Source organism: Marinobacter sp. (assembly GCF_041686475.1).
Taxonomy (GTDB): Bacteria; Pseudomonadota; Gammaproteobacteria; order Pseudomonadales; family Oleiphilaceae; genus Marinobacter.
The window spans coordinates 1-23,329 of the sequence record NZ_JAWLDU010000046.1; the positions used below are offsets into that span (position 1 = coordinate 1).

A 23,329-nucleotide genomic window follows, 5' to 3' on the forward strand; every position below is an offset into this window, starting at 1 on the left:
CTGGCCTGGGAAAAAATCTGGCAGGACAAGCAGGGCTGATACGGGCCTGTTTCAACGCTTACAACACATTTCAGATATCAGGGTTTTTAACGGATGAAGATTACTATTTTCGGTACCGGTTACGTAGGGCTTGTCACCGGAGCCTGTCTTGCCGATGTCGGCCATCATGTTCTGTGCATGGACGTGGATCAGGGCAAGATTGAAAAGCTCAAGAACGGGCAGATCCCCATCTACGAGCCGGGGCTCGAAGCCATTGTCAGGCATACCGTTGAAGCCGGCCGCCTTGCGTTCACCACGGATACTGAAGAAGCCGTTGCCCATGGCGTTCTGCAATTCATTGCGGTAGGTACGCCACCGGATGAAGACGGCTCCGCCGACCTGCAATATGTGACGGCGGTGGCCAAGTCCATCGGCCAGTACATGGATGACTACAAAGTGGTTGTCGACAAGTCCACCGTGCCTGTTGGCACCGGGGACAAGGTCAAAGATGCGGTGCGTTCGCAACTGGACAATCGCGGCCTGGAGCTGGAATTCGATGTGGTGTCCAACCCGGAATTCCTGAAAGAAGGTGCGGCCATCAATGACTTCATGAAGCCGGATCGTATTATCGTGGGTACCGACAGCGAGCGGGCCATGGAGTTGCTGCACGAGGTTTATTACCCGTTCAACCGCAGCCATGACCGGATGATTTTCATGGACGTCCGTTCGGCCGAACTGACCAAGTACGCGGCCAACTCCATGCTGGCCACCAAGATCAGCTTCATGAACGAAATCGCCAACCTGGCGGAACGGCTGGGAGCGGATATTGAGAACGTGCGCCGCGGTATCGGCTCCGACCCCCGCATCGGCTACCACTTCATTTATCCTGGTTGTGGTTACGGCGGTTCCTGTTTCCCGAAAGACGTTCAGGCGCTGGCCCGCACCGCCCGGGACTGCGATTACGAGTCCCGGCTCCTGAATGCGGTCGAAGCCGTGAACAAGGCCCAGAAGCATGTACTGTTTGACAAGATCAGTCACTACTTCAACGGCAACCTGGAAGGCAAGGTGGTTGCCATCTGGGGGCTGGCTTTCAAGCCCAATACCGACGATATGCGTGAGGCGCCAGCCCGTGCGCTGATGCAGGATCTATGGAACGCGGGCGCCAGCGTGCAGGCATTTGATCCGGAAGCCATGGAAGAAACCCAGCGTATCTTCGGCGACCAGCCTGGGCTCACGCTCTGTGGCACCAAGGAGCAGGCGCTGAAAGGCGCTGATGTGCTGACAATCTGCACCGAGTGGAAGGAATTCCGCTCACCGGACTTTGCGGCTATTGCCGCTGCACTCAGGGAGCCGGCGGTATTCGACGGCCGCAACCTGTACGAGCCTGAAATGCTGGAACGCCATGGCATGATCTATTACGCCATCGGCCGTGGCCAGAATCAGTTTCACGGATCTTGATATGAATGGCGCTGAACAGCCGTTCGCACTCCATGAGCGCCTTGAGGCTGACACCGTCAGCCTCGGGCAAAGCGGCTTGTGCGAAATCCGGTTGATGAACGACAGTCACTGGCCCTGGATTCTCCTGGTACCCCGTGTTGCCGGTGTGCGGGAGATCTACCAGCTGACACAGATCCAGCAGCAACAGCTGCTGGCAGAGTCCTCGTTGTTGGGAGAGGGCATGATGGAGGTGTTTGGCGGAGACAAGCTGAATGTCGCCGCCCTGGGCAACATGGTGCCGCAACTCCATCTGCATCACATAGTTCGTCATGAGGGCGATCCGGCCTGGCCCGGGCCGGTATGGGGTAAACAGCCTCCGGAAGCCTACAGTGCCGACGAACTGGCCGCTGTAACCAGCAGGCTGGAGCCGGTTATCAAGGCCCTTGGGCCAGAAATCTGAAAGCGGGGGATAGCAGCTGCCTATTTCCTGTGGGCAGCACGGGCCAGGGTCTGGGAGCCAAGGAGGATCATCCTGAGTTCTTTTTTCAGTTTGGCCTTCAACTCTTGCTTTTCTCTGGACGTGGCATCCAGCGCTTCTGCACCCTGGTTGAAAACCAGTGTTACCATGGCTTCTGCGACCAGTCGGGCTTCGTACAGGGGCTTTCGCTGCTGCTCCGCAAACCGGTTCAGGTCGTCCGCCAGTTCGGTGACCACATGATCGATTTCTGCCCTGATGGCGGTTCGGAAAGACTTGGATACGCCGGTTTTTTCCCGCAACATCAACCTGAGCAGGTTGGTGTTATTTTCCAGGTACTCAATAAAGGTATCCACCGAGGTACTGATGGCGCTGCCGTCCCGCGCAATCCGCTTGCGGGCCTGGCGCATCAGCTGCCGTAGAGCCACGCCGCCTTCGTCCACCAGAGCCAGCCCCAACTCATCCAGTTCGCTGAAGTGCCGGTAGAAGGAAGTGGGTGCTATGCCAGCTTCCCGTGCCACTTCCCGCAAGCTCAGGCTGCCGAAGCCCCGGTCCGCGCTCAATTGAGCCAGGGCGGCGTCCATCAGGGCACGGCGAGTGCGCAGTTTCTGTTCGGCTCGGGCTGACAAGCGGTAGCTCCAAAGGGTGGTAAAGCGGCCCATTCTAGCGGCCAAAAGTTTTACCGTCACCCACGGTGACGGATGCCTGATTTTCGCAGCCATTGTGTTTATAATGGGCCGCTTTTGCAGTAGGGTCCGCCAAAACCATTTTTGCAAACTTTTATGCACACATCAGATACAACGGGAACCGGTATGCGCAGTCATTATTGCGGTGGAATCAACGAATCTCACATTGATCAGGAAGTCACACTTTGCGGTTGGGTTCACCGTCGCCGTGACCACGGTGGGGTGATCTTTCTGGACCTCCGTGACCGGGATGGCATTTCCCAGGTTGTGTTCGATCCGGATACCCCCGAGAGTTTCAATCTGGCGGAGAAAGTCCGCAGCGAATTCGTTATCCAGGTAACAGGCCGGGTTCGTCGCCGTCCTGCCGGTACCGAGAATGCCAACATGCCCACCGGCCAGGTGGAATTGCTGGGCAAGCAACTGAACATTCTGAACGCCGCAGCCACACCTCCTTTCCCGCTGGATGAGCATGTGGACGTGGGTGAGGACGTTCGCCTCAAATACCGCTTTGTGGACCTGCGCCGCCCGGAAATGCTGAACCGCCTGCGCTTTCGTTCCCGGGTGACCAGCTATATCCGCAACTTCCTGGACAGCAACGGATTCATGGATGTGGAAACCCCGATCCTGACCCGCGCCACACCGGAAGGCGCCCGCGACTATCTGGTTCCCAGCCGCACCCACGAAGGTTCCTTCTTCGCGCTGCCCCAGTCGCCTCAGCTGTTCAAGCAGCTGCTGATGGTGTCCGGCGTCGACCGCTATTACCAGATTGCCAAGTGTTTCCGTGACGAAGATCTGCGCGCTGATCGCCAGCCGGAGTTTACCCAGGTAGATGTGGAAGCTTCGTTCATTGACGAGGAAACACTGATGACCCTGAACGAGAGCATGATTCGTTCATTGTTCAGGGACGTGCTGGAGGTGGATCTGCCGGAATTCCCCCGCATGCCATACTCCGAGGCGATGCAACGCTACGGCAGTGACAAGCCTGACCTGCGTATTCCGCTGGAACTGGTGGATGTGGGTGACATGGTCGCCGGCGTGGATTTCAAGGTGTTTGCCGGCCCCGCCAACGATCCCAAGGGCCGTGTGGCTGCCCTGCGTGTTCCCAAGGGTGGCGAACTGACCCGCAAACAGATCGACGACTACACCAGGTATGTGGGTATCTATGGCGCCAAGGGCCTGGCCTACATCAAGGTCAATGACCTGTCGAAGGGCGTGGAAGGCCTGCAGTCGCCAATCATCAAGTTCCTCGGGGATGACGTTGCCCTGGCGGTCATCGAGCGCGCCGGTGCTGAAGACGGCGATATCGTGTTCTTTGGTGCCGACAAGACCAGCGTCGTCAACGAAGCTCTCGGAGCGCTGCGGATCAAAGTTGGTCACGACCTGAACATGCTGACGGCTGAGTGGTCACCGCTGTGGGTGGTGGACTTCCCGATGTTCGAGGAAACGCCGGACGGCGGCCTGACGGCAATTCACCATCCCTTTACGGCGCCATCTTGCTCCGCAGAGGAACTTCAGGCTTCGCCGGCAACCGCCTTGTCCCGCGCCTATGACATGGTGTTGAACGGCACCGAGCTGGGCGGCGGTTCCATCCGCATCCATGATGAGAAAATGCAGGAAAGCGTGTTCCGCACCCTGGGTATCGGCCACGAAGAGGCCCGTGCCAAGTTCGGCTTCCTGCTGGATGCCCTCAAGTACGGTTGTCCTCCCCATGGTGGCCTGGCATTCGGCCTCGACCGCCTGATCATGCTGATGACCGGCGCCAGCTCCATTCGTGACGTGATTGCCTTCCCGAAAACCCAGAGCGCCACCTGCCTGATGACCCAGGCGCCGGGTGAAGTTGATGACAAGCAGCTGCGCGAGCTGCATATCCGCCGGCGCAAGCCGGCAGCCAAGGCCGGTGAGGCCAAACAGGAAGCTTCGGAAAACCAGTAAAACCAAGCCGGAGCACACGCTGCGTGTGCTCCGCGATTGAACGGAGTTGATCATGGCTGGACACAGTAAATGGGCCAACATCAAACACCGTAAAGCGGCCCAGGATGCCAAGCGCGGCAAGATCTTCACCAAGATCATCCGTGAACTGACGGTCGCAGCCCGCCAGGGTGGTGGAAACCCCGATGACAATCCGCGGCTGCGGGGCGTTATCGACAAAGCCCTCACCGCCAACATGAAAAAAGACACCATCGAGCGCGCCATTGAACGGGGTGCTGGTGATGGTGACGACAGCAACTACGAAGAGCTGACCTACGAGGGCTATGGCCCCGGTGGGGTCGCCATCTTTGTGGAAGTGATGACAGACAATCGCAATCGCACGGTTGCCGAGATACGTCACGCCTTCAACAAGATGGGCGGCAATCTCGGCACAGACGGTTCCGTCGCCTATCTGTTCAGCAAGCAGGGTATCATCAGTTTCAGCCCGGAAATGGACGAGGACCGGCTGATGGAAGCGGCCCTTGTTGCCGGTGCCGAGGACCTGGCCACCCTCAACGATGGCTCCTTCGAGATAGTCACTACCCCGGATCAGTTTCTGGACGTGAAGCAATCCCTGGTGGATTCAGGGCTGGTGCCGGATAACGCCGAAGTCACCATGGTGCCGTCGACGACCGTCGAGCTGGACGAAGAGGGCGCCGAGCCCATACTCAAGCTGATCGATATGCTGGAAGACCTGGACGACGTACAGAATGTCTATCACAACGCCGAAATACCGGACGAGGTGATGGAGGCGCTCCACCAATAAGGATGCAATGTGTCGATAATCATGGGGGTCGACCCGGGTTCACGCATTACCGGCTACGGCATTATTCGTGCTGAAGGCCGGGTGATCGAGTACATTGACAGCGGTTGCATCCGGGTTGGCGAAAAGCCCATGGCGGAACGCCTGCAAACCATTTTTCACAGCCTGGCGACGCTGATTGGCGAATACCGGCCCAACGACTTTGCCATCGAACAGGTGTTCATGGCCCGTAACCCGGATTCGGCACTGAAGCTGGGGCAGGCCAGGGGAGCAGCTATTGTGGCCGCGGCCAACAGTGGCCTGGAAGTTCATGAATATTCTGCCCGCCAGGTCAAACAGGCCGTGGTGGGTAAGGGCGGCGCCGACAAGAGTCAGGTGCAGCACATGGTTCAGGTGCTGCTGGCCCTGTCCCGCAAGCCCCAGGAGGATGCGGCCGACGCACTGGGGATTGCACTCTGCCATGCCCACATGAGCCAGAGTGTGGCGCGACTCGCTACCGGTGGCGGCGGCAAGGTGCGCAGCGGCCGGGTCAGAAGACACTAACAGAGCCACTGAATTCCAGGGAGAAACCCGTTGATAGGTCGTATCCGAGGCATCCTGATCGAGAAGTCCCCCGCCCAGGCACTGGTAGAGTGCGACGGGCTGGGTTACGAAGTCGACATTCCCTTCACCACTTTCTTCAACCTGCCGGAACCCGGCGAAGAACTGGTTCTGCATACCCATTTTGTCGTGCGCGAGGACGCCCAGAGTCTGTTCGGCTTCTCTTCCCGGCTCGATCGCGATCTGTTCCGTTTGCTGATCAAGGTGAATGGCGTAGGCCCAAGGCTTGCTGTCGGCATTCTGTCCGGGCTCGATGCCAATCAGTTTATCCGCTGTGTAGAAGCCCGCGATGCCAACGCCCTGGTCAAGTTACCGGGGGTTGGCAAGAAAACCGCGGAGCGACTGCTTATTGAAATGACGGATCGTATAGGGCAACTTGAGGGACAGTTCTCACCCGGGTCTCCCAGCGCGACAGTCAGCCCCGGTGCTTCCGGGGCGGCAACGGCAACGGTGCACCATCCTGCAGAGGAAGCAGAAGCTGCCCTGATAGCGCTTGGCTACAAGCCTCAGGAAGCGTCAAAAGCCATCAGCAAAGTAGCTGAGGATGGCATGTCGAGCCAGGAGCTGATCCGGTTGGCGTTGAGGAATATGATCCCCGCCAGTTAGCGGCCCGTCACTTCGGGAGCTCTGGTGCGCATTGTGTAGAGAGCGTAACGTGACAGCAAAAGAACGGTTTGTACAATTGGGGCACCAATGGCCCGACACGAGTGTACAGGCATGTTGTTGATTCCCTCTGAGCGGGTAGTTCAATGATTGAGTCGGATCGCCTGATTTCATCGCAGGCCGGACAATACGAGGAAGTTCAGGACCGTGCTATCCGCCCGGGCGTGCTGGCTGATTATGTTGGCCAGCCTACGGTTCGGGAACAGATGGAGATATTCATCGCCGCGGCCCGTGGTCGGCAGGAAGCCCTGGATCACGTGCTTATTTTTGGTCCTCCCGGCCTGGGCAAGACCACCCTCGCCAATATCATCGCCAACGAAATGGGCGTATCCATCAAGACCACCTCCGGTCCTGTGCTGGAAAAGGCGGGCGATCTTGCGGCAATGCTGACCAATCTCGAAGAAGGCGACGTGCTCTTTATTGACGAGATTCACCGGCTGAGTGCTGCCGTGGAAGAAGTGCTCTACCCGGCCATGGAAGACTACCAGCTGGATATCATGATCGGAGAGGGGCCGGCAGCACGCTCCATCAAGCTGGATCTGCCACCCTTTACCCTGGTGGGAGCCACAACCAGGGCAGGGTTGCTGACGTCACCGCTGCGGGATCGCTTTGGCATTGTCCAGCGCCTGGAGTTTTACAATACCAAAGATCTGACTGATATCATTCTTCGTTCCGCGCGCCTGTCTTCCGTCACAATCGACAACAGCGGCGCCTATGAAATTGCCCGTCGTTCCCGGGGTACCCCCCGGATTGCCAACCGTTTGCTGAGACGGGTTCGTGACTTTGCCGAGGTAAAGGCGGATGGTTGCATCAGTGAGTCCATTGCCGACCGGGCCCTGAACATGCTCAAAGTGGATGCCCTTGGGTTTGACCACATGGATCGGCGGCTACTGCTGGCCATGATTGAAAAATTTGACGGCGGGCCGGTGGGCGTGGAAAGCCTGGCAGCGGCCATCAGTGAAGAGCGTGGCACGATTGAAGATGTGCTGGAGCCTTTTCTGATCCAGCAGGGTTATATGGTGCGGACCCCGCGAGGCCGAATGGTTACCTCCAATGCCTATCAGCATTTTGGCGTGGTGCCGTCCGGGCCGAAAGGGGAGGATCTCTTTGACTGAGCGCTATAAGCCATCGTCGGGTCTGCCAGTAAGGGTCTATATTGAGGACACCGATGCCGGTGGCATTGTGTACCACGCCACTTATCTGAATTATATGGAGCGCGCCCGAACCGAATGGGTTCGCAGCCGGGGTGTTGGTCTGAGGGCAGGGCTGGAGGAAAACGTAAGCTACGTGGTCCAGCGACTGTCGATTCATTATGGGGTACCCGCCAGGCTGGACGACGAGTTGCGGGTAACGGCGGAGCCGGTAGCGTTTGGCCGGGTCTGGATGGATTTTCAGCAGCAGGTAGTGCGGGCTCATGACGAGGCCGTTCTGGCATCCGCGGATGTTCGTGTAGCCTGTATTGCACTGGATTCCGGCCGGCCCAGGCGGCTGCCCGCTAATATGCTGGAGTTGCTGGAAAGCGACAGGAAAACCAATTCACAAGTGGAATAACCCAGGAGTAAAAGGTGGAGTCAGAACTTTCTGTTTGGTATCTCGTCGCCAATGCCGGCGTACTGGTCCAATTGGTCATGCTGTTGCTTGCGCTGGCTTCCATTGTCTCCTGGGCGCTGATCTTTCAGCGCATCCAGGTGTTCCGCAAGGCAAAGCAGGCACAGCAGGCCTTCGAGGAACGGTTCTGGTCCGGTATGGATCTGGGGCAGCTTTACCGCGAGGTGAACAGTGACCCCACGCCTTTCTCCGGTATGGAATCCCTGTTCCGTGCCGGCTTCAAGGAGTTTTCCCGTCTGCGCCAGCAAAGCCGTGATGCGGATGCGGTCATGGAGGGCACTCAGCGGGCCATGCGGGTGGCGTTCTCCCGGGAGCAGGAAAGGCTGGAAATGCATCAGCCGTTCCTCGCAACGGTGGGTTCCACCAGCCCCTACATCGGTCTGTTTGGTACCGTCTGGGGCATCATGAACTCATTCCGTGGCCTGGCGCAGGTGCAACAGGCTACCCTGGCCACCGTTGCACCGGGTATCTCCGAGGCGCTGATCGCCACCGCCATGGGCCTGTTCGCAGCCATTCCCGCGGTTATCGCCTACAACCGTTTCTCGTCAATCTCGGACGCATTGCTGAAGAACTACGAGACCTTCGCCGAGGAGTTCTCGAGCATTCTCCATCGCCGGGTTCACAGCAGCGAGCAAACAGCCACGTGACAGGCGTTGTCGATAACAGACAGGCAATCGGGAGTACAGAAACATGAAAGGCATGGGAATGATGCCGGCAAACCGCCGCAAGCCGATGTCGGAAATCAACGTTGTACCCTATATCGACGTAATGCTGGTGTTGCTGATCATCTTTATGGTGACCGCGCCAATGTTGGTGCAGGGTGTGAAGGTGGACTTGCCGGAGACAACCTCTGAGCCGATCGAGTCCGACAAGAACGTGGAAAGCATTGTGGTTTCGGTTGACAGCAATGGCGCTTATTTCATGGATGTCGGAGATGAGAGCAGTGACCCGATGTCGCTGGGTGACGTCCGTGAGCGGATATCCAAGATCCTTTCCCAGCGCACAGACCGCGAGGTTCTGGTGCGCGGTGACGAGCATGTGGAATACGGTACGGTGGTTCGCCTCATGTCCCAGTTGCAGGCGGCAGGGGCGACCAACGTGGGTCTGATTACCGAAGCAGCCACCAACGATGAGTGAGCATAGGGCAGGCAGGTTTTTGTGAGAGGTCATGAGCGTGATGTAACCAGTGCGGGGCAGCCACCCTGGAAGTCGCCTGTCGTTCTCTCCGTTCTTATGCACGGGCTGATCCTGGGGGTTGCGCTGGCAGGCTGGTCCTGGTCGACTCCCCGGGAGGATCCGCAGCCGCCCAGCATTTCTGCGCGGCTTGTAACCCAGAACGAGCCGGAGCCCAGCCCGGTAACAGAGCCGGTGGACCAGCCTGACCGGGATGAAGAGCGCCGGCAGGAAGAGGAAGAAAGGCAGCGACAGCAGGAAGAGGAGGAGCGTCGGCAGGCAGCAGCGGAAGAAGAGCAGCGCGAGCAGGAAGAAGCGCGACGCATCCAGCAGGAAAGGGAACGCGAGCAGGAACGCCAGCGTCAGGAAGAAGCGGCAGAGCGGGAGCGGGAGGAGCAGCGTCAGGCGGAAGAAGAAGCCGCTCGTCAAAAAGCCGAGGCAGAAGCGAAAGAGCGTGAGCGCCAGAAAGCAGAGGAAGAGAAGCGTCGCCAGGAAGAGGCTGCCCGCAAGGCCGAGGAAGAAAAACGCCGTGCTGAAGAACAGCGCAGACAGGAGGAAGCGGAGCGCAAGGCCCGGGAAGAGGAAGAGCGGCTCGAGGCTGAGCGTAAACGCAAGGAACGTGAGCGCCGCCTGAAAGAACAACAGCTTGAGGCCCTGGCAGACGAGTCAGAGCAGCAACGCCAGTCCGAGGAGCGGCAGCGTCGTGAAGCGGCAGCAGCCAAGGCACGCGAGGCCCAGATGCTCTCGGAGAGCCAGAAATACCAGGCGTTGATTCGCGAGAGATTGAGCCAGGCCTGGTATCCGCCGTCGTCGGCAACAGAGGAGATGACTGCAAGGTTGCAGATAACCCTGCTTCCCACTGGTGAACTTGAGTCGGTAAAGCTTGTCTCCACCAGTGGCAATACCGCATTTGATAACTCGGCGCTTGGGGCAGTGAAGTCGTTGAGCCGGTATCCGATTCCGGATGATCGTGACACGTTTGAACGCTATTTCCGCCAGTTTACGATTGAATTCAATCCCCGGCGGCTACGATAAGGATAATGGGAACTCAGATGACGAACCGGACAGATACAGGCACAGGGCTTCCAGGTGTTGCAATGGCGTGGCTACTGATGATTGCGGTAATGATCGGAAGCAGCCCTGCCAGTGCCGAGCTGCTGATACGGATTACCGAAGGCGCGGATTCCGCCATTCCGGTAGCGGTTGTTCCCTTTTCTGAATCCGGCGACATGCCGTCCGGTGACAAGATAAGCAGCATCGTGCGGGACGATCTCACCATGACGGGCGAGTTCCGCCCGCTGTCAGCGGAAAAGATGCTGAGCCTGCCTTCGAAAGGCGACGAGGTCTACTTCCGCGACTGGCGCCTGCTTGGCCAGCGCTATGTCCTGGTCGGCCAGCTGACCCGCAAGGGCGACCGGGTCGAAGCCCGTTACGAATTGTTTGACGTCAATCGCGAAGAACGCGTTATGGGTGCAACCGCCTCTTCGTCGGTCAACAGCACCCGCAGCCTTGCCCATCACATCAGCGACCGGGTTTATGAAGCCATTACCGGCGTGCCCGGCGCCTTCTCCACCAAGCTTGCCTACATCACGCTTGAGCGCTCCGGCGGTGAATCCATGTACCGTCTCCAGGTCAGTGATGTTGATGGCAAACGTGCCAGGGTCCGGCTCGAAAGCGACGAGCCGATCCTGTCTCCGGCCTGGTCACCGGATGCCAGGAAGCTCGCCTACGTCTCCTTTGAAACCGGAAAGCCGGCCATTTACATCCATGAGCTTGCAACAGGTGACCGAACACGGATTGCCGACTATCCGGGCCTGAATTCGGCCCCCGCGTGGTCCGATGATGGCCGCTCACTGCTGGTGACCCTGTCGAAGGACGGAAATGCGGAAATTTACAAGCTCGACATTGAAAGCGGGTCTCTCAAGCGCCTGACGAACCACTGGTCCATCGATACCGAAGCTACCTGGGATCATACCGGCGACGGCTTCTTCTTTACGTCGGACCGTTCCGGAGGCCCACAGGTTTATCACAAGTCCAGTGAGGACGCCTCACCCCGCAGGATAACCTTTGGCAGTCGCTATAATGCACGCCCCCGACCCGATAACGATGGCAAGTACGTCTATTACGTGCACCAGCGGGACGGATCTTTCCATATTGCCCGCACGGATCTGAGAACCGAGGAGGAGACTGTACTCACGCGAACAGGATCCGATGAGTCACCCAGTCTTGCGCCCAATGGTCGAATGCTGATCTATGCGACCAAGCAGAGTGGAAACAGTGTACTAACTGTAATTGCCGCGGATGGCGGCGCAGCTTATAGTCTGCCGGCTTCACAGGGCGACGTCCGCGAACCGGCATGGTCACCAATTGCACGTTAGACCGGAACCCCGAACCCGCTGGGTTCGTTGGCTTACGAACAAGAGATCATCAACAGGAAGGAAGTGAATATGAACATGACGACGCAACACAAAGCATTGGCCCTGATTTTTTCCCTGGGCCTGATTGCCGGTTGTAGCAGCACCGGCGATACAACGGAAGGTGCGGACAGTGGCTCGGATGTATCCGCGGTAGATCAGGACGGTGGCAGCACCGTGTACGGCGGTGATGACGAGGATGGCGTTTCTTCCTCGGAGATGACTGAAGAGCAGCGCCAGGCCGCTGAAGAGCGTGCTGAGCGCGCCGAAGAACAGGCGATGCGTGAAATCACAACCTTCTACTTTGATTTCGACACTGCCGAAATCAAGTCTGAAGCCCGCGAAGTGCTGGTTGCCCACGCCCGCTATCTGCAGAACAACCCGGACCAGGACGTGCGCATTGAAGGTCACGCTGACGAGCGCGGCACCAAGGAATACAACCTTGCCCTCGGTGAGCGTCGCGCCAATGCCATTGAGCGCTTCCTGATCGTAAACGGTGCATCCCGTGGCCAGACGGAAACCATCAGCTACGGCGAAGAGAAGCCGGCAGAGATGGAGTCCAACGAGAGCGCATGGGCCCAGAACCGTCGCGTTGAACTTGTATTCCAGTAACAGGCTAACCCCATGAGACATCTGCTCATGGCGACAGTGTTACTCCCGCTGGCCTTCGGGTCGGTGGGCAGTGCGCTGGCGCAATCCGTTTCCCCGGTTTTCCAGGACAATTCCTCGGAAGCCGAGCGCAAGGCCGGCAACAGCCAGGCCAACGCCGAGCTGTTCTACATGATCCAGCAATTGCAGGGCGAAGTTCGCCGCCTGCAGGGCCGGGTGGAAGAGCAGCAAAACCTGATCGACCGTCTGACGAAACAGTCCCGGGATCGGTATATCGATCTTGACCAGCGAATTCTCAAGCTCTCCGAAAAAGTGGCTGAAGCACCGGAGACCAGCGAGGATAGCAGTGATTCCAGTGCCGGAGGTGGTGACTCGGGCGTCAAGACCAAGATCTACCGCCAACCATCCGACGAGGAGCGAAGCGCTTACCAGGACGTCCAGACCCTGATTCATGAGGAAAAGAACTACGACCAGGCGATCAACGGGTTGTACGATTTTATTGATGAGTACGATGAAGGCGATCTCACGGTAAATGCCTATTACTGGCTGGGTGAGGTTTATCTGGTTGAGGATCAGCTGGAACAGGCGCGGCAGGCCTTTACCATTGTCGCCACTCGATATGGCGATCATCGCAAGGCCCCGGACGCGGTCTACAAGCTGGGTGTCACACTGGATCGGCTGGGTGAAAAAGATCAGGCCCGCTCACGTATGGAAAGCGTGCTTGAGGATTACCCGGATACCCGTGCTGCAGAGCTGGCACAGAAGTACCTGGATTCCGGCAACACCTGATTTCCTTTGACGTGAAGAATGTTAAGAAACCTGGGAATTAGGGGTTGATCGGCGCTGAAAAATCATTACTATATGCGCCTCGTTTGGGTCGTTAGCTCAGTTGGTAGAGCAGTTGGCTTTTAACCAATTGGTCGAAGGTTCGAATCCTTCACGACCCACCAAATTGCGAACGAAGCGGTGGATTGAGTCATTGCTTGGTTCCGGGCCCGGAAACGGGCTGGTAGTTGCGGGTCGTTAGCTCAGTTGGTAGAGCAGTTGGCTTTTAACCAATTGGTCGAAGGTTCGAATCCTTCACGACCCACCAACAAAACAGTCAGCAAATTCTGCTCTGTGTTGAAAAAAGAGCCCCGGGGTGAAATAAAAAGCCTCAGGGCTCTTTTTTTTTGGCTATACGGTCATACATCTGACGGTAGGGAGCGTAACCGACTTAAAGTGATATACTCCGCATGTTTTAACGCAATACAGAGATGCAGTGATGACACGAGGTGAAGACCGTATTCTGGTTCAGGAGCACCTGGCACACAAGGCTGAGCCCAAAAGCCTCAGTGAGGCTGAAAAAGCCGATCTTGAAACCCGCATCCGGGCTGCCCTCAAGGCGCAGGACGCTGTGCTCGTAGCCCACTATTACACGGATCCGGACATTCAGCGGCTGGCAGAGGAAACCGGTGGCTGCGTGGCGGATTCCCTCGAAATGGCCCGTTTCGGGAATCAGCACAAGGCATCCACCGTCGTGGTTGCCGGCGTTCGCTTCATGGGTGAGACGGCGAAAATTCTCAACCCCGAGAAGCGGGTGCTGATGCCAACCCTGGAAGCAACCTGCTCCCTGGATATTGGTTGCCCTGCCGACGAGTTTGCGGCCTTTTGTGATGAGCATCCCGACAGAACGGTCGTGGTGTACGCCAACACATCCGCCGCTGTGAAGGCCAGGGCTGACTGGGTCGTCACCTCCAGCTGTGCCCAGGCGATCGTTGAATCACTGGATGAACGGGGCGAGAAAATCCTCTGGGCCCCGGACAAGCACCTCGGTCATTATGTTCAGAAAACCACGGGCGCCGATGTACTGCTCTGGGATGGTTCGTGCATTGTCCATGAAGAGTTCAAATCCCGCGGGCTGGAAGATCTCAAGGCGCTGTATCCGGATGCCGCAGTGCTGGTCCACCCGGAATCACCAGACGCAGTTGTGGAAATGGCTGACGTGGTGGGGTCCACATCCCAGCTGATACACGCGGTACAGACGCTGCCCAACCAGCAGTTCATTGTTGCCACAGACAACGGCATTTTCTACAAGATGCAGCAGCTGGCGCCCAACAAAACACTGATTGAGGCTCCCACGGCCGGTAACGGAGCGACCTGTCGCAGTTGTGCACACTGCCCATGGATGGCCATGAACGGGCTGGAGAACCTGTTGTCCGTCATTGAGAACGGCGATCAGGAAGTCCACGTTGACCCGGCGATGCGGGAGCAGGCACTCAAGCCACTTCAGCGGATGCTGGATTTCACCGCCAACATGAATCTGAAGGCCGCAGGCAACGCCTGATATCAGCTGCGCCGCTGGTTGAGCCTGGAGGAAACCTGGGACAGACGTTCCGTTACCACCTGTCTCAGGGGCGCGCCCGCCGGCAGCCTCTGCTGGGCCTGACGCAGCTGGCGCTCGGCAGATTCAAGGTCGCCCATCAGGATATCGTATTCAGCGCGGGCCCGGTGAACACCCACGATATTCCGGGCCATCCCTTCAGCCTCCGCAAGCCGCAGCCAAAGATGTTCCTTATGGGGTAGTTCACGGGTGAGTCGGTGCAGGTAATCCGCTGCGCGTTCACCATTGCCGTCTTCAATTTCCACGTCGGCCAGCATATCGGTGATGGGGTAATTGCCCGGATTGCGATCCAGTGCATCCCGCAGCAGTTCGCGGGCCTGCTGCAGGCGGTCCTGCTCAATCAGGGCCTCGGCAAAGGTGACCTGATAGGTAATTCGCCCCGGCGTGCCTTCCAGCAACGTTTCAAGTTCGCCAATTGCATCGTCGTAGTTGCCGCTGCGAAGCAGAGCCACCGCAAATCCGTATCGTACCGCGTCGGGCTTCTCGGTGTCGGAGCGTTCCAGGTAATCGCGGAAGGTTTCCAGGGCAACCTCGGGTGATCTGGCGTATCGCACCTGCAGTCGTGAGCGGACAAGGTGGTATTCCTGTGCGTCGGCGACATCCCGGCGGGGATACTGTTCGGCACGATTACGGGTATCGGAAACGCGGTTCTGGGTGAGTGGGTGGGTAGACAGGTACTCCGGCACCCGATTGCCCTGCAGCCGGTTCTGCCGCATCATGATTTCGAACATTTCCGGCATTCCCCGGGGGTCCATGCCGGCATCTGCCAGTATTTCCATACCGACACGGTCGGCTTCCTGTTCGTGAGCGCGGCTGTAGGCGAGCATGTTCTGTATCGCCATTGCCTGGGTGCCGGCAATAGCGGCAATGCCAATATCGGACTGCGTCACCGCTGACAGCACGATCCCCGCAATCATGCCGGCGATGGTCATGGGGGCACTGGCTTCCTGTTGCTCAAGGCGTCGGGCGAAGTGTCGCTGGCTCAGGTGTGCCAGTTCGTGCGCCAATACCGAGGCAAACTGCTGTTCACTGCTGGCGTTCAGGAACAGGCCACCGTTGACGCCGACAATATTGCCAGGAACCGCAAATGCGTTGATGTCCGGGCTGTCGATAATGGCCAGAGTCAGGTCGCTGCTGGACAGTGGGGCAGATGGAACCAGTTTGTAAATGATCGAGCTGAGATAGTCGTAGACCAGCGGGTCGGTAATCTGTGGTGCCGAGCGGCGGATTGAGGTCATGACCTGGCGGCCGATATCGGCTTCCTGCTGGCCGGAAATAAGGCCGCCCCCGCCCGCTCCGCCAATGGAGGGCAGGGTGCTGTCCGGGGATTGGGCCAGCGCTTTGCCTGAAAACACCGTCAACAGCAACATCAGTGTGAATGCCAGTAGGCCCTGCCAGGCCAGCGGGCTTCGATCTGTCGGGGTCATCAATGGGTGGTGTCCCTTGTCATAGGTTCTCGTCAGACAGCATTGTGCCACTGAAAGTTCGTTCCTGTATGGCCTGTTACGATTGTGATGCATTAAAGTAACACTGTCGGCATAATGCCGGCTCTTCTTTTGTACAGACGGGTATCTCGTTGTCATGGCTGACCGAACACTTGATGCATCAGGGCTTCGCTGTCCTATGCCGTTACTGAAAACCAAGCTTGAACTGAACAGCATGGACCCGGGCCAGGAGCTGGAGGTTATTGCCACAGATTCAGGCTCGGCAAGGGACATTCCTGCGTTCCTCAGGCTTTCTGCCCATGAGCTCGTCAGTTCATCCGAACAGGGTGGCTGCTTCACCTTTGTGATAAAGTGCGGCGGCTAAGCCTGCAGTAGAGACCGTTCGGAGACATTAATGATAAGAATTTTACGTGGTCTGGCTCACAAATACTTTTCAGATGAAGAAGCCGTCATTCTTTTCCTGCTGATCCTGGCGGGGGTTGTCTTTGTCATCCTGTTCGGTTCCATGCTGGCGCCGGCCATTGCGTCGGTCATCATTGCGTTCATTCTCCAGGGCCTTGTTACCAAGCTCAACAGGATGGGTGTGCCGGAAATCGTCGCCATCGTCGGCGTCTTTGTCGGGTTTCTCGGAGTCCTGATCGGATTCCTGTTTGGCCTGTTGCCGCTGCTCTGGGCACAGGTCGCGTCGCTTGCCGGCGAAGCCCCCCGGATTTTCAGGGAAATGCAGTCCTACCTTGAAGTGCTCCCCCAGCAGTACCCGACGTTGATTTCCATGGAAGGTTTAAACACCATTTACAATCAGGTGACCACCGAAGCAGGGCGCATGACCCAGTGGCTGGTATCGTTTTCCCTGGCCAGTATACCGGACCTGGTTGCGCTGCTGATCTACATGGTACTGGTACCGATCCTGGTGTTCTTTTTCCTCAAGGATCGTCAGGTGCTTCTTGAATCATTGTCGCGGATGCTGCCTTCCCAGCGGCCGATGATGGTGCGGATCTGGCACGAAGTGAACCTGCAGTGCGCCAACTATGTCCGCGGCAAGGCTGTTGAGATACTGATTGTCGGGGTGGTGACCTATGTGTCTTTCAAGCTGCTGGGTATGCCTTATGCCGTGCTGCTATCGCTGATGGTCGGGCTGAGTGTGGTGATTCCCTACATCGGGGCCGCAGTGGTGACCATCCCCGTGGCGGTAATCGCGCTGTTCGCGTTTGGCTGGGGCAGTGAATTTATCTGGGTCATGGTCGCCTATGGCGTCATCCAGGCGCTGGATGGCAATGTGCTGGTGCCGGTCCTGTTCTCGGAAGTAAACAACCTGCATCCGGTTGCGATTATCGTGGCGGTTCTGTTTTTCGGGGGTATCTGGGGGCTATGGGGAGTGTTTTTTGCCATCCCCCTGGCAACCATGCTCAAGGCCATATTCGCTGCCTGGCCGGTCCACGAAGGTAAGTCCGTCGGAACCGGATAGAATTGCTGTTTGATCTCCTGCAGTAGTGCCTGCAAACTCGTGAAAGGGACGTTGCAGCCTGCGCTGACATGACATCTCCTTTAATTCCCTTGTGTCAGGTGGTGCCCAACATTACCATATCGTTTTTATTCGTACGGAGCTTTTATGATTACGGGGAGCCTTGTCGCACTGGTCACACCCATGCATTCCGATGGCAGCATTCATTGGGAGCACCTAGATAAACTGGTGGACTTTCATCTCGACAACGGGACGCATGGTATTGTCGCCGTTGGCACGACAGGTGAATCCGCAACGCTGGACCCGGACGAGCATATGCGGGTCATCGGCCATATCATAAAACGCGTCGACGGCCGCATCCCTGTTATCGCCGGCACCGGCGGCAACAGCACCCGCGAAGCCATTGAACTGACACAAGAAGCCCACAAGCTCGGTGCGGACGCCTGCCTGCTGGTTGTGCCCTATTACAACAAGCCGACCCAGGAAGGCCTTTACCGTCACTTCAAGACCATCGCCGAAGCGGTTCCGGTGAATCAGATTCTTTATAACGTGCCAGGCCGAACCGCTTGCGACATGCTCAACGAAACCGTTGAACGCCTCGCGGATATCCCCAACATCATCGGCATCAAGGATGCCACCGGCAATATTCCCCGTGGCTCCGAGCTGATCGAAGCGGTCAAGGGCCGGCTGGTGGTGTACTCCGGTGACGACGCCACCGCAGCCGGGCTGATGCTGGCCGGCGGCAAAGGTAACGTCTCGGTAACCGCAAACGTCGCGCCCAGGGCCATGGCAGCCCTGTGTGAAGCGGCTGTCTCCGGTGATCAGGACGAAACCGACAGGCTCAATGAACTGCTGATGCCGTTGAACCGCAAGCTCTTCCTCGAGGCCAACCCCATTCCGGTCAAGTGGGCGCTGCATCGCATGGGCATGATCGGTGAGGGCATTCGCCTGCCGCTTACCCCGCTGAGCGACAAGTTCCACAGCGAAGTGGAAGAAGCGTTGAAGGCCTCAGGCGTACTCTGAGACTGGCTGTATCATCTATCGTAACTGGAGTCGCCTGATGGCGTTTAGGTTCAGGACAGAAAACAGAAAATCCCCCCATTCCATCAGGCCCGTTACGGGCCTGATGCTTGTTTTGGCCATCACTGGCTGTAGCCTTATCGAGGATCGCTCCGAGCGCTATATCGACGAGCCGGAAGGCGAGCCACTGAAGCTGCCGGAAACCGCAGACGAGGGAAAGTTCACCCAGGTGATGCCGATCCGTGAAATCAGTGCTGCGGATTCAGGCCGGATGTATCGCGACAGTATTCCCAATCCTCCCGACATGACCTCCGATATCCTCGATGAGAATTACGTGGTCGAAGAGCTGGATGGCCAGATCTGGCTGTTGGTGAATGACGTGCCCGGCCGGCTGTGGCCAGCGGTGACCAACTACATGAACGAGAACGGGCTCGGTGTAGCCTACGACAGCCCCCAACTGGGCCTGTTGCAGAGTGAGCTGGTGAACTTCAGCAAACAGGCAAGGGAACTGCTGGAGCTGTCAGACAACCCTGATGGCGAGGAAGCGCGCATGGTCGTTCTGGCGCGCATTGCGCCGGGTGTCCGGCGTAAAACCACCGAGATCCAGTTCCGTACCTTTGAAGTTGAGGGTGACCCGGATGAACTGCTCGCATGGGGTAACCAGGAGCGGCGCAGCGAGGAGCAGCTGAGCACCAGCAAACGTCTGCTGGATGATCTGGCCGGGCACCTGGAGGAGCGTGAAGACAGCAAGTCCTATTCCCGGGCAGCGCTGGGCATGGTCAGTGAACCGCTGGTACGCCTGGTTTCCGAGAACGAGACCCCGCAGCAGATCGTGATGACCCTGGATTATGGCCGTGCCTGGGCAGAGGTCAGCCGTGCACTGGATGAAGCCGATGTACCGGTTGTGGATCTGAACCGGGATGAGGGCTATTTCTACGTCGATTTCCGCCCGGAATCAGACCGCGAATCCGGCTGGTTCAGCTGGTTCTCGGACGACCCGGAACCGGAACACACCTTCGACGTGCAGCTTGACCAGACAGGCGGCGAGATCGCAGTGACCGTTGAACGTGCCGAAGACTACTCCGGCGACGACCGTTCATCCGAGCTGCTCTCTGAACTGTTCGAATACCTTTACTAATGCAAGCAGTGCCCGCGCAGTGCGGGCACATCCGGAGACCCGAGATGGAAAAGCGTGAAGAACTTTACGCAGGCAAGGCCAAATCTGTTTACCGTACCGACGACCCCGATCGTTTCGTGATGGTGTTCCGCGACGACACGTCCGCGTTCGATGGTGAGAAAAAAGAACAGCTGAGCCGCAAAGGCATGGTCAATAACCGCTTCAATGCTTTTATCATGGAAAAACTCGAAGCCGCCGGCGTTCCCACCCACTTTGAAGGTCTGTTGTCCGAAACCGAATCGCTGGTCAAGAAGCTGGATATGATTCCGGTGGAGTGCGTGGTTCGCAACATCTCGGCCGGCAGCCTTTGCCGTCGCCTGGGGGTGGAAGAAGGTCTGGAACTGAACCCGCCCACCTTCGAACTGTTCCTGAAGAATGACGCCATGCACGACCCCATGGTGAACGAGTCGCTGGCAGTCAGTTTCGGCTGGGCGAAAGCGGATGAACTGGCCAGAATGAAGGAGCTCACCTATCAGGTGAACGATGTCCTCAAGGCACTGTTTGACGATGCCGGCATGTTGTTGGTGGATTACAAGCTCGAATTCGGCCGCTCAGGCGGCGATATCGTACTGGGTGACGAGTTCAGCCCCGATGGCTGCCGTATCTGGGACAAGGAAACCCGTAAAAAGATGGATAAGGACCGTTTTCGTCAGGGACTGGGCGATGTTATCGAAACCTACGAAGAAGTGGGGCGTAGGCTTGGTATCAGTTTTGACTGATCTGTCAAACTCAACAAACAGAAAAACAGGTGTTATATGCGTAAACTGATTCTCGCCCTGGGTGGCTCACTGATCATAGCGGCCCCCGTTGCCTCTGCCGACGTACTGGGTGTTGGTGCCAACATCAGTTACTGGGACTCCGACCTGTCCGGGGATGCCGGCAAAAACAACGACGTGGTCGACGTTGAAAACGACCTGGATCTGGACAGCGATACCAATGCCAACCTGAGTGCCTATTTCGAGCACCCGGTGCCTTTATTGCCAAATGTGCGACTGAACTACACGCGCATCGAACAGAGCGGTCGGGGAGAGATTTCGACCCAGTTCGACCAGGTTTCCGGTGAGGTGGATTCCGACTTTGATCTGGACCAGTTCGATGTCACCCTCTACTACGAGGTACTTGATAACTGGGTAAACCTGGATCTGGGCCTGACCGCACGGAATCTGGACGGCGAGCTGATCGTTCGCGAGACGAGAACAGGTGGACAGGTGTCCCAGACCGATGTCAGTGGTGTCGTTCCAATGGGCTACCTGGCAGCACGGTTTGACCTTCCACTGACCGGCGTGTCCGTAGGCGGTGAGGCCAACCTGATCAGCTTTGATGGCGACTCGGTCTACGACTACAACGCTTATGGCCAGTACCAGCTATCCTTATTGCAGCTCCGTGCCGGCTATCGCCAGATCAGTATTGACTACGAAGACAGCGATGACCGTCTGGACATTGAACTGGGTGGCCCGTTTGTAAGTGCCGGGCTGACCTTCTGAAGGAACAGGGAGAACGACTTTGAAGATTCTGGTTACGGGAACGGCGGGCTTTATCGGCTCGCATCTGGCGCATCGGCTGCTTGACCGGGGCGATGAAGTGATCGGCGTGGACAACGTCAACGATTACTACGATCCCACCCTGAAAGAAGCACGCCTGGAACGCCTGACCTGCAAACCGGGGTTTACCGAAGTTCGCAAGGATGTGGCTGACCGGCCTGCCATGGAAGCGCTGTTCCGGGAGCACAAACCGGAGCGGGTGGTTCACCTGGCGGCGCAGGCTGGCGTTCGGTATTCGCTGGAAAACCCCCATGCCTATATCGACGCCAACCTGGTGGGCTTCACCAACATCCTCGAAGGCTGTCGCCACAATGACGTGAAGCACCTGGTGTATGCCTCCAGCAGCTCTGTGTACGGCGCCAACGAATCCATGCCGTTCTCCGTGCATGACAACGTGGATCATCCCCTGAGCCTGTATGCGGCCTCCAAGAAAGCCAACGAGCTGATGGCCCACACCTACAGCCACCTCTACAACATGCCCACCACCGGCCTGCGGTTCTTCACCGTCTATGGTCCCTGGGGCCGGCCGGACATGGCGTTGTTCATCTTTACCAAAAAAATTCTCGCCGGTGAGCCCATTGACGTGTTCAACCACGGCCACCACAGGCGTGACTTCACCTACATCGACGACATTGTTGAAGGTGTTATCAGAACCCTGGACAGTGTAGCCACACCCAATCCCGAGTGGAGTGGCGCGAACCCGGATCCCGGCACCAGCAAGGCGCCGTATCGCCTGTACAACATCGGCAGCAATAACCCGGTGGAACTGTCCCGCTTCATCGAAATCATCGAGGAGCGCGTTGGCAAGAAGGCGCAGAAGAACCTGCTTCCCCTGCAGCCCGGCGACGTCCCGGCGACCTACGCCAATGTCGATGACCTGATCACGGATGTTGGCTACAAGCCGTCAACCACCGTGGAAGAGGGCATTGCCAACTTCGTGGACTGGTACCGGGATTTCTACAACGTTTGATCAGATGGCGAGGGAGACACTATGGAAACCCGAACATTTGGAAACACTGATATTCAGGTAACACCGGTTGGCCTTGGTACCTGGGCGATAGGTGGCTGGATGTGGGGCGGCACTGACGAGTCCCAGTCCATCGACACCATTCACCGCGCAATTGACAAAGGCATCGGTCTGATCGATACCGCGCCGGTATACGGATTCGGGCGTTCAGAAGAGATCGTGGGTAAAGCCCTCACCGGTGGTCGGCGTGACAAGGTTGCGCTGGCCACCAAGGTCGCCCTGAACTGGAATGACGACCACAACAAGGTCTGGCGTGATGCTACCGCAGCCCGCATAGAGCGGGAAATCGAGGACTCGCTGAAACGCCTGCAGACGGATCATATCGACATCTACCAAGTCCATTGGCCGGATCCGAAGACGCCGATGGAAGAGACCGCACGGGCCCTTGAAAATCTCTATCAGGCCGGGAAGATCCGTGCCATTGGTGTCAGCAATTTCTCCCCCTCCCAGATGAAGGAATTCAGTCAATCCGTGCCGCTGCACAGTCTGCAACCGCCGTATAACCTGTTTGAAAGGGAGATCGAACAGGACGTCCTTCCATACTGCCGGGAACACGGTATTGCGACCATCACTTACGGCGGGCTATGCCGTGGTCTGCTGACCGGAAAAATGCGTCCGGATACGGAGTTCACCGGCGACGACCTGCGGAAGAACGATCCCAAGTTCCAGGGTGACCGCTATCGCCAATACCTGAATGCCGTGGCCGAACTGGATGCGTTTGCCCGCGAGCGTTACCAGAAGAATGTACTGGCCCTGGCGCTTCGCTGGCTGGTTGATCAGCCTGGCGTAACAACAGCGCTCTGGGGTGCAAGAAGGCCCGAGCAGCTTGATCCGGTGGGTGATATCGAAGGCTGGTCGTTGGACAAGGAAGCCCTGGTAGCGATTGACGAGATTCTGGC

General features: G+C 57.7%; 25 protein-coding genes and 2 tRNA genes. 25 read left to right on the top strand and 2 right to left on the bottom strand.

What is annotated here, in order from left to right; all coding sequences use genetic code 11:
* The first annotated feature begins 93 nt into the window (after window positions 1–93).
* Window positions 94–1,437: a UDP-glucose dehydrogenase family protein gene (locus ACESMB_RS11095; protein WP_372971556.1), complete on the top strand. Its 1,344-nt coding sequence runs from the start codon at window positions 94–96 to the stop codon at window positions 1,435–1,437.
* Between the two features lies 1 nt (window position 1,438).
* Window positions 1,439–1,876, top strand: a complete 438-nt coding sequence (locus ACESMB_RS11100) for an HIT domain-containing protein (protein ID WP_372927410.1) — start codon at window positions 1,439–1,441, stop codon at window positions 1,874–1,876.
* Window positions 1,877–1,896: 20 nt separating this feature from the next.
* On the opposite strand, the gene fabR is transcribed toward ACESMB_RS11100, so the two are convergent.
* On the bottom strand, window positions 1,897–2,520 hold the full coding sequence (gene fabR / locus ACESMB_RS11105; protein WP_372927411.1) for an HTH-type transcriptional repressor FabR: 624 nt from the start codon (window positions 2,518–2,520) through the stop codon (window positions 1,897–1,899).
* A gap of 183 nt (window positions 2,521–2,703) precedes the next feature.
* Here fabR and aspS point away from each other — a divergent pair, with 183 nt between their 5' ends.
* The 15 genes from aspS to nadA all read left to right on the top strand — a co-directional run bounded on the left by aspS (window position 2,704) and on the right by nadA (window position 14,701).
* Window positions 2,704–4,509 carry an aspartate--tRNA ligase gene (aspS, locus tag ACESMB_RS11110; protein ID WP_372927416.1) on the top strand — a complete coding sequence of 602 codons (1,806 nt, stop codon included), beginning with the start codon at window positions 2,704–2,706 and terminating at the stop codon, window positions 4,507–4,509.
* A 52-nt stretch (window positions 4,510–4,561) separates the two neighbouring features.
* Entirely contained in the window at window positions 4,562–5,311 is a 750-nt protein-coding gene (locus ACESMB_RS11115; protein ID WP_372927412.1) for a YebC/PmpR family DNA-binding transcriptional regulator, read from the top strand.
* Between the two features lie 9 nt (window positions 5,312–5,320).
* Window positions 5,321–5,851 (top strand): crossover junction endodeoxyribonuclease RuvC, encoded by a 531-nt coding sequence (gene ruvC, locus ACESMB_RS11120; protein WP_372927413.1) that lies wholly within the window; start codon window positions 5,321–5,323, stop codon window positions 5,849–5,851.
* Between the two features lie 30 nt (window positions 5,852–5,881).
* Window positions 5,882–6,514, top strand: coding sequence for a Holliday junction branch migration protein RuvA (gene ruvA / locus ACESMB_RS11125; RefSeq protein WP_372927414.1), 633 nt, complete (start codon window positions 5,882–5,884; stop codon window positions 6,512–6,514).
* A 143-nt stretch (window positions 6,515–6,657) separates the two neighbouring features.
* The gene (gene ruvB, locus ACESMB_RS11130) at window positions 6,658–7,686 is read left to right on the top strand and encodes a Holliday junction branch migration DNA helicase RuvB (protein WP_372971557.1); all 1,029 of its coding nucleotides are present in this window, start codon (window positions 6,658–6,660) and stop codon (window positions 7,684–7,686) included.
* A complete protein-coding gene (gene ybgC / locus ACESMB_RS11135; RefSeq protein WP_372927394.1) occupies window positions 7,679–8,122 on the top strand; it encodes a tol-pal system-associated acyl-CoA thioesterase in 444 nt (147 codons plus the stop codon). The genes ruvB and ybgC overlap by 8 nt, the downstream gene beginning before the upstream one ends.
* Before the next feature lie 14 nt (window positions 8,123–8,136).
* Complete coding sequence (tolQ, locus tag ACESMB_RS11140) at window positions 8,137–8,826, top strand: protein TolQ (protein WP_372927393.1); 690 nt, start codon at window positions 8,137–8,139, stop codon at window positions 8,824–8,826.
* Between the two features lie 43 nt (window positions 8,827–8,869).
* A complete protein-coding gene (gene tolR, locus ACESMB_RS11145) occupies window positions 8,870–9,316 on the top strand; it encodes a protein TolR (RefSeq protein WP_372927392.1) in 447 nt (148 codons plus the stop codon).
* Between the two features lie 21 nt (window positions 9,317–9,337).
* On the top strand, window positions 9,338–10,387 hold the full coding sequence (tolA, locus tag ACESMB_RS11150) for a cell envelope integrity protein TolA (RefSeq protein WP_372927391.1): 1,050 nt from the start codon (window positions 9,338–9,340) through the stop codon (window positions 10,385–10,387).
* A 62-nt stretch (window positions 10,388–10,449) separates the two neighbouring features.
* Complete coding sequence (gene tolB, locus ACESMB_RS11155; protein ID WP_372927390.1) at window positions 10,450–11,730, top strand: Tol-Pal system beta propeller repeat protein TolB; 1,281 nt, start codon at window positions 10,450–10,452, stop codon at window positions 11,728–11,730.
* A 69-nt stretch (window positions 11,731–11,799) separates the two neighbouring features.
* Complete coding sequence (gene pal / locus ACESMB_RS11160; RefSeq protein WP_372927389.1) at window positions 11,800–12,378, top strand: peptidoglycan-associated lipoprotein Pal; 579 nt, start codon at window positions 11,800–11,802, stop codon at window positions 12,376–12,378.
* Between the two features lie 12 nt (window positions 12,379–12,390).
* On the top strand, window positions 12,391–13,164 hold the full coding sequence (ybgF, locus tag ACESMB_RS11165; RefSeq protein WP_372927388.1) for a tol-pal system protein YbgF: 774 nt from the start codon (window positions 12,391–12,393) through the stop codon (window positions 13,162–13,164).
* Window positions 13,165–13,249: 85 nt separating this feature from the next.
* Window positions 13,250–13,325: transfer RNA gene (locus ACESMB_RS11170), tRNA-Lys, on the top strand.
* 67 nt (window positions 13,326–13,392) lie between these two features.
* Window positions 13,393–13,468, top strand: a tRNA-Lys gene (locus ACESMB_RS11175).
* A 171-nt stretch (window positions 13,469–13,639) separates the two neighbouring features.
* Window positions 13,640–14,701, top strand: coding sequence for a quinolinate synthase NadA (gene nadA, locus ACESMB_RS11180; protein ID WP_372927387.1), 1,062 nt, complete (start codon window positions 13,640–13,642; stop codon window positions 14,699–14,701).
* A gap of 2 nt (window positions 14,702–14,703) precedes the next feature.
* On the opposite strand, the gene ACESMB_RS11185 is transcribed toward nadA, so the two are convergent.
* Window positions 14,704–16,185, bottom strand: a complete 1,482-nt coding sequence (locus ACESMB_RS11185) for a M48 family metalloprotease (RefSeq protein WP_372927386.1) — start codon at window positions 16,183–16,185, stop codon at window positions 14,704–14,706.
* Between the two features lie 154 nt (window positions 16,186–16,339).
* Between ACESMB_RS11185 and ACESMB_RS11190 the strand changes: the two genes are divergently transcribed.
* The 8 genes from ACESMB_RS11190 to ACESMB_RS11225 all read left to right on the top strand — a co-directional run.
* Window positions 16,340–16,567 (top strand): sulfurtransferase TusA family protein, encoded by a 228-nt coding sequence (locus ACESMB_RS11190; protein ID WP_372927385.1) that lies wholly within the window; start codon window positions 16,340–16,342, stop codon window positions 16,565–16,567.
* A gap of 30 nt (window positions 16,568–16,597) precedes the next feature.
* Complete coding sequence (locus ACESMB_RS11195) at window positions 16,598–17,668, top strand: AI-2E family transporter (RefSeq protein WP_372971558.1); 1,071 nt, start codon at window positions 16,598–16,600, stop codon at window positions 17,666–17,668.
* 144 nt (window positions 17,669–17,812) lie between these two features.
* Complete coding sequence (dapA, locus tag ACESMB_RS11200) at window positions 17,813–18,688, top strand: 4-hydroxy-tetrahydrodipicolinate synthase (RefSeq protein ID WP_372971559.1); 876 nt, start codon at window positions 17,813–17,815, stop codon at window positions 18,686–18,688.
* A gap of 37 nt (window positions 18,689–18,725) precedes the next feature.
* Window positions 18,726–19,823 carry an outer membrane protein assembly factor BamC gene (gene bamC / locus ACESMB_RS11205; protein ID WP_372971560.1) on the top strand — a complete coding sequence of 366 codons (1,098 nt, stop codon included), beginning with the start codon at window positions 18,726–18,728 and terminating at the stop codon, window positions 19,821–19,823.
* A gap of 44 nt (window positions 19,824–19,867) precedes the next feature.
* Window positions 19,868–20,581 (top strand): phosphoribosylaminoimidazolesuccinocarboxamide synthase, encoded by a 714-nt coding sequence (gene purC, locus ACESMB_RS11210; protein WP_372927476.1) that lies wholly within the window; start codon window positions 19,868–19,870, stop codon window positions 20,579–20,581.
* Between the two features lie 36 nt (window positions 20,582–20,617).
* Window positions 20,618–21,346, top strand: a complete 729-nt coding sequence (locus ACESMB_RS11215) for a TIGR04219 family outer membrane beta-barrel protein (RefSeq protein WP_372927475.1) — start codon at window positions 20,618–20,620, stop codon at window positions 21,344–21,346.
* 19 nt (window positions 21,347–21,365) lie between these two features.
* Window positions 21,366–22,373, top strand: a complete 1,008-nt coding sequence (locus ACESMB_RS11220) for an NAD-dependent epimerase (protein WP_372927474.1) — start codon at window positions 21,366–21,368, stop codon at window positions 22,371–22,373.
* A gap of 21 nt (window positions 22,374–22,394) precedes the next feature.
* On the top strand, window positions 22,395–23,329 hold a 935-nt coding region (locus ACESMB_RS11225; RefSeq protein ID WP_372971561.1), incomplete at its 3' end, for an aldo/keto reductase.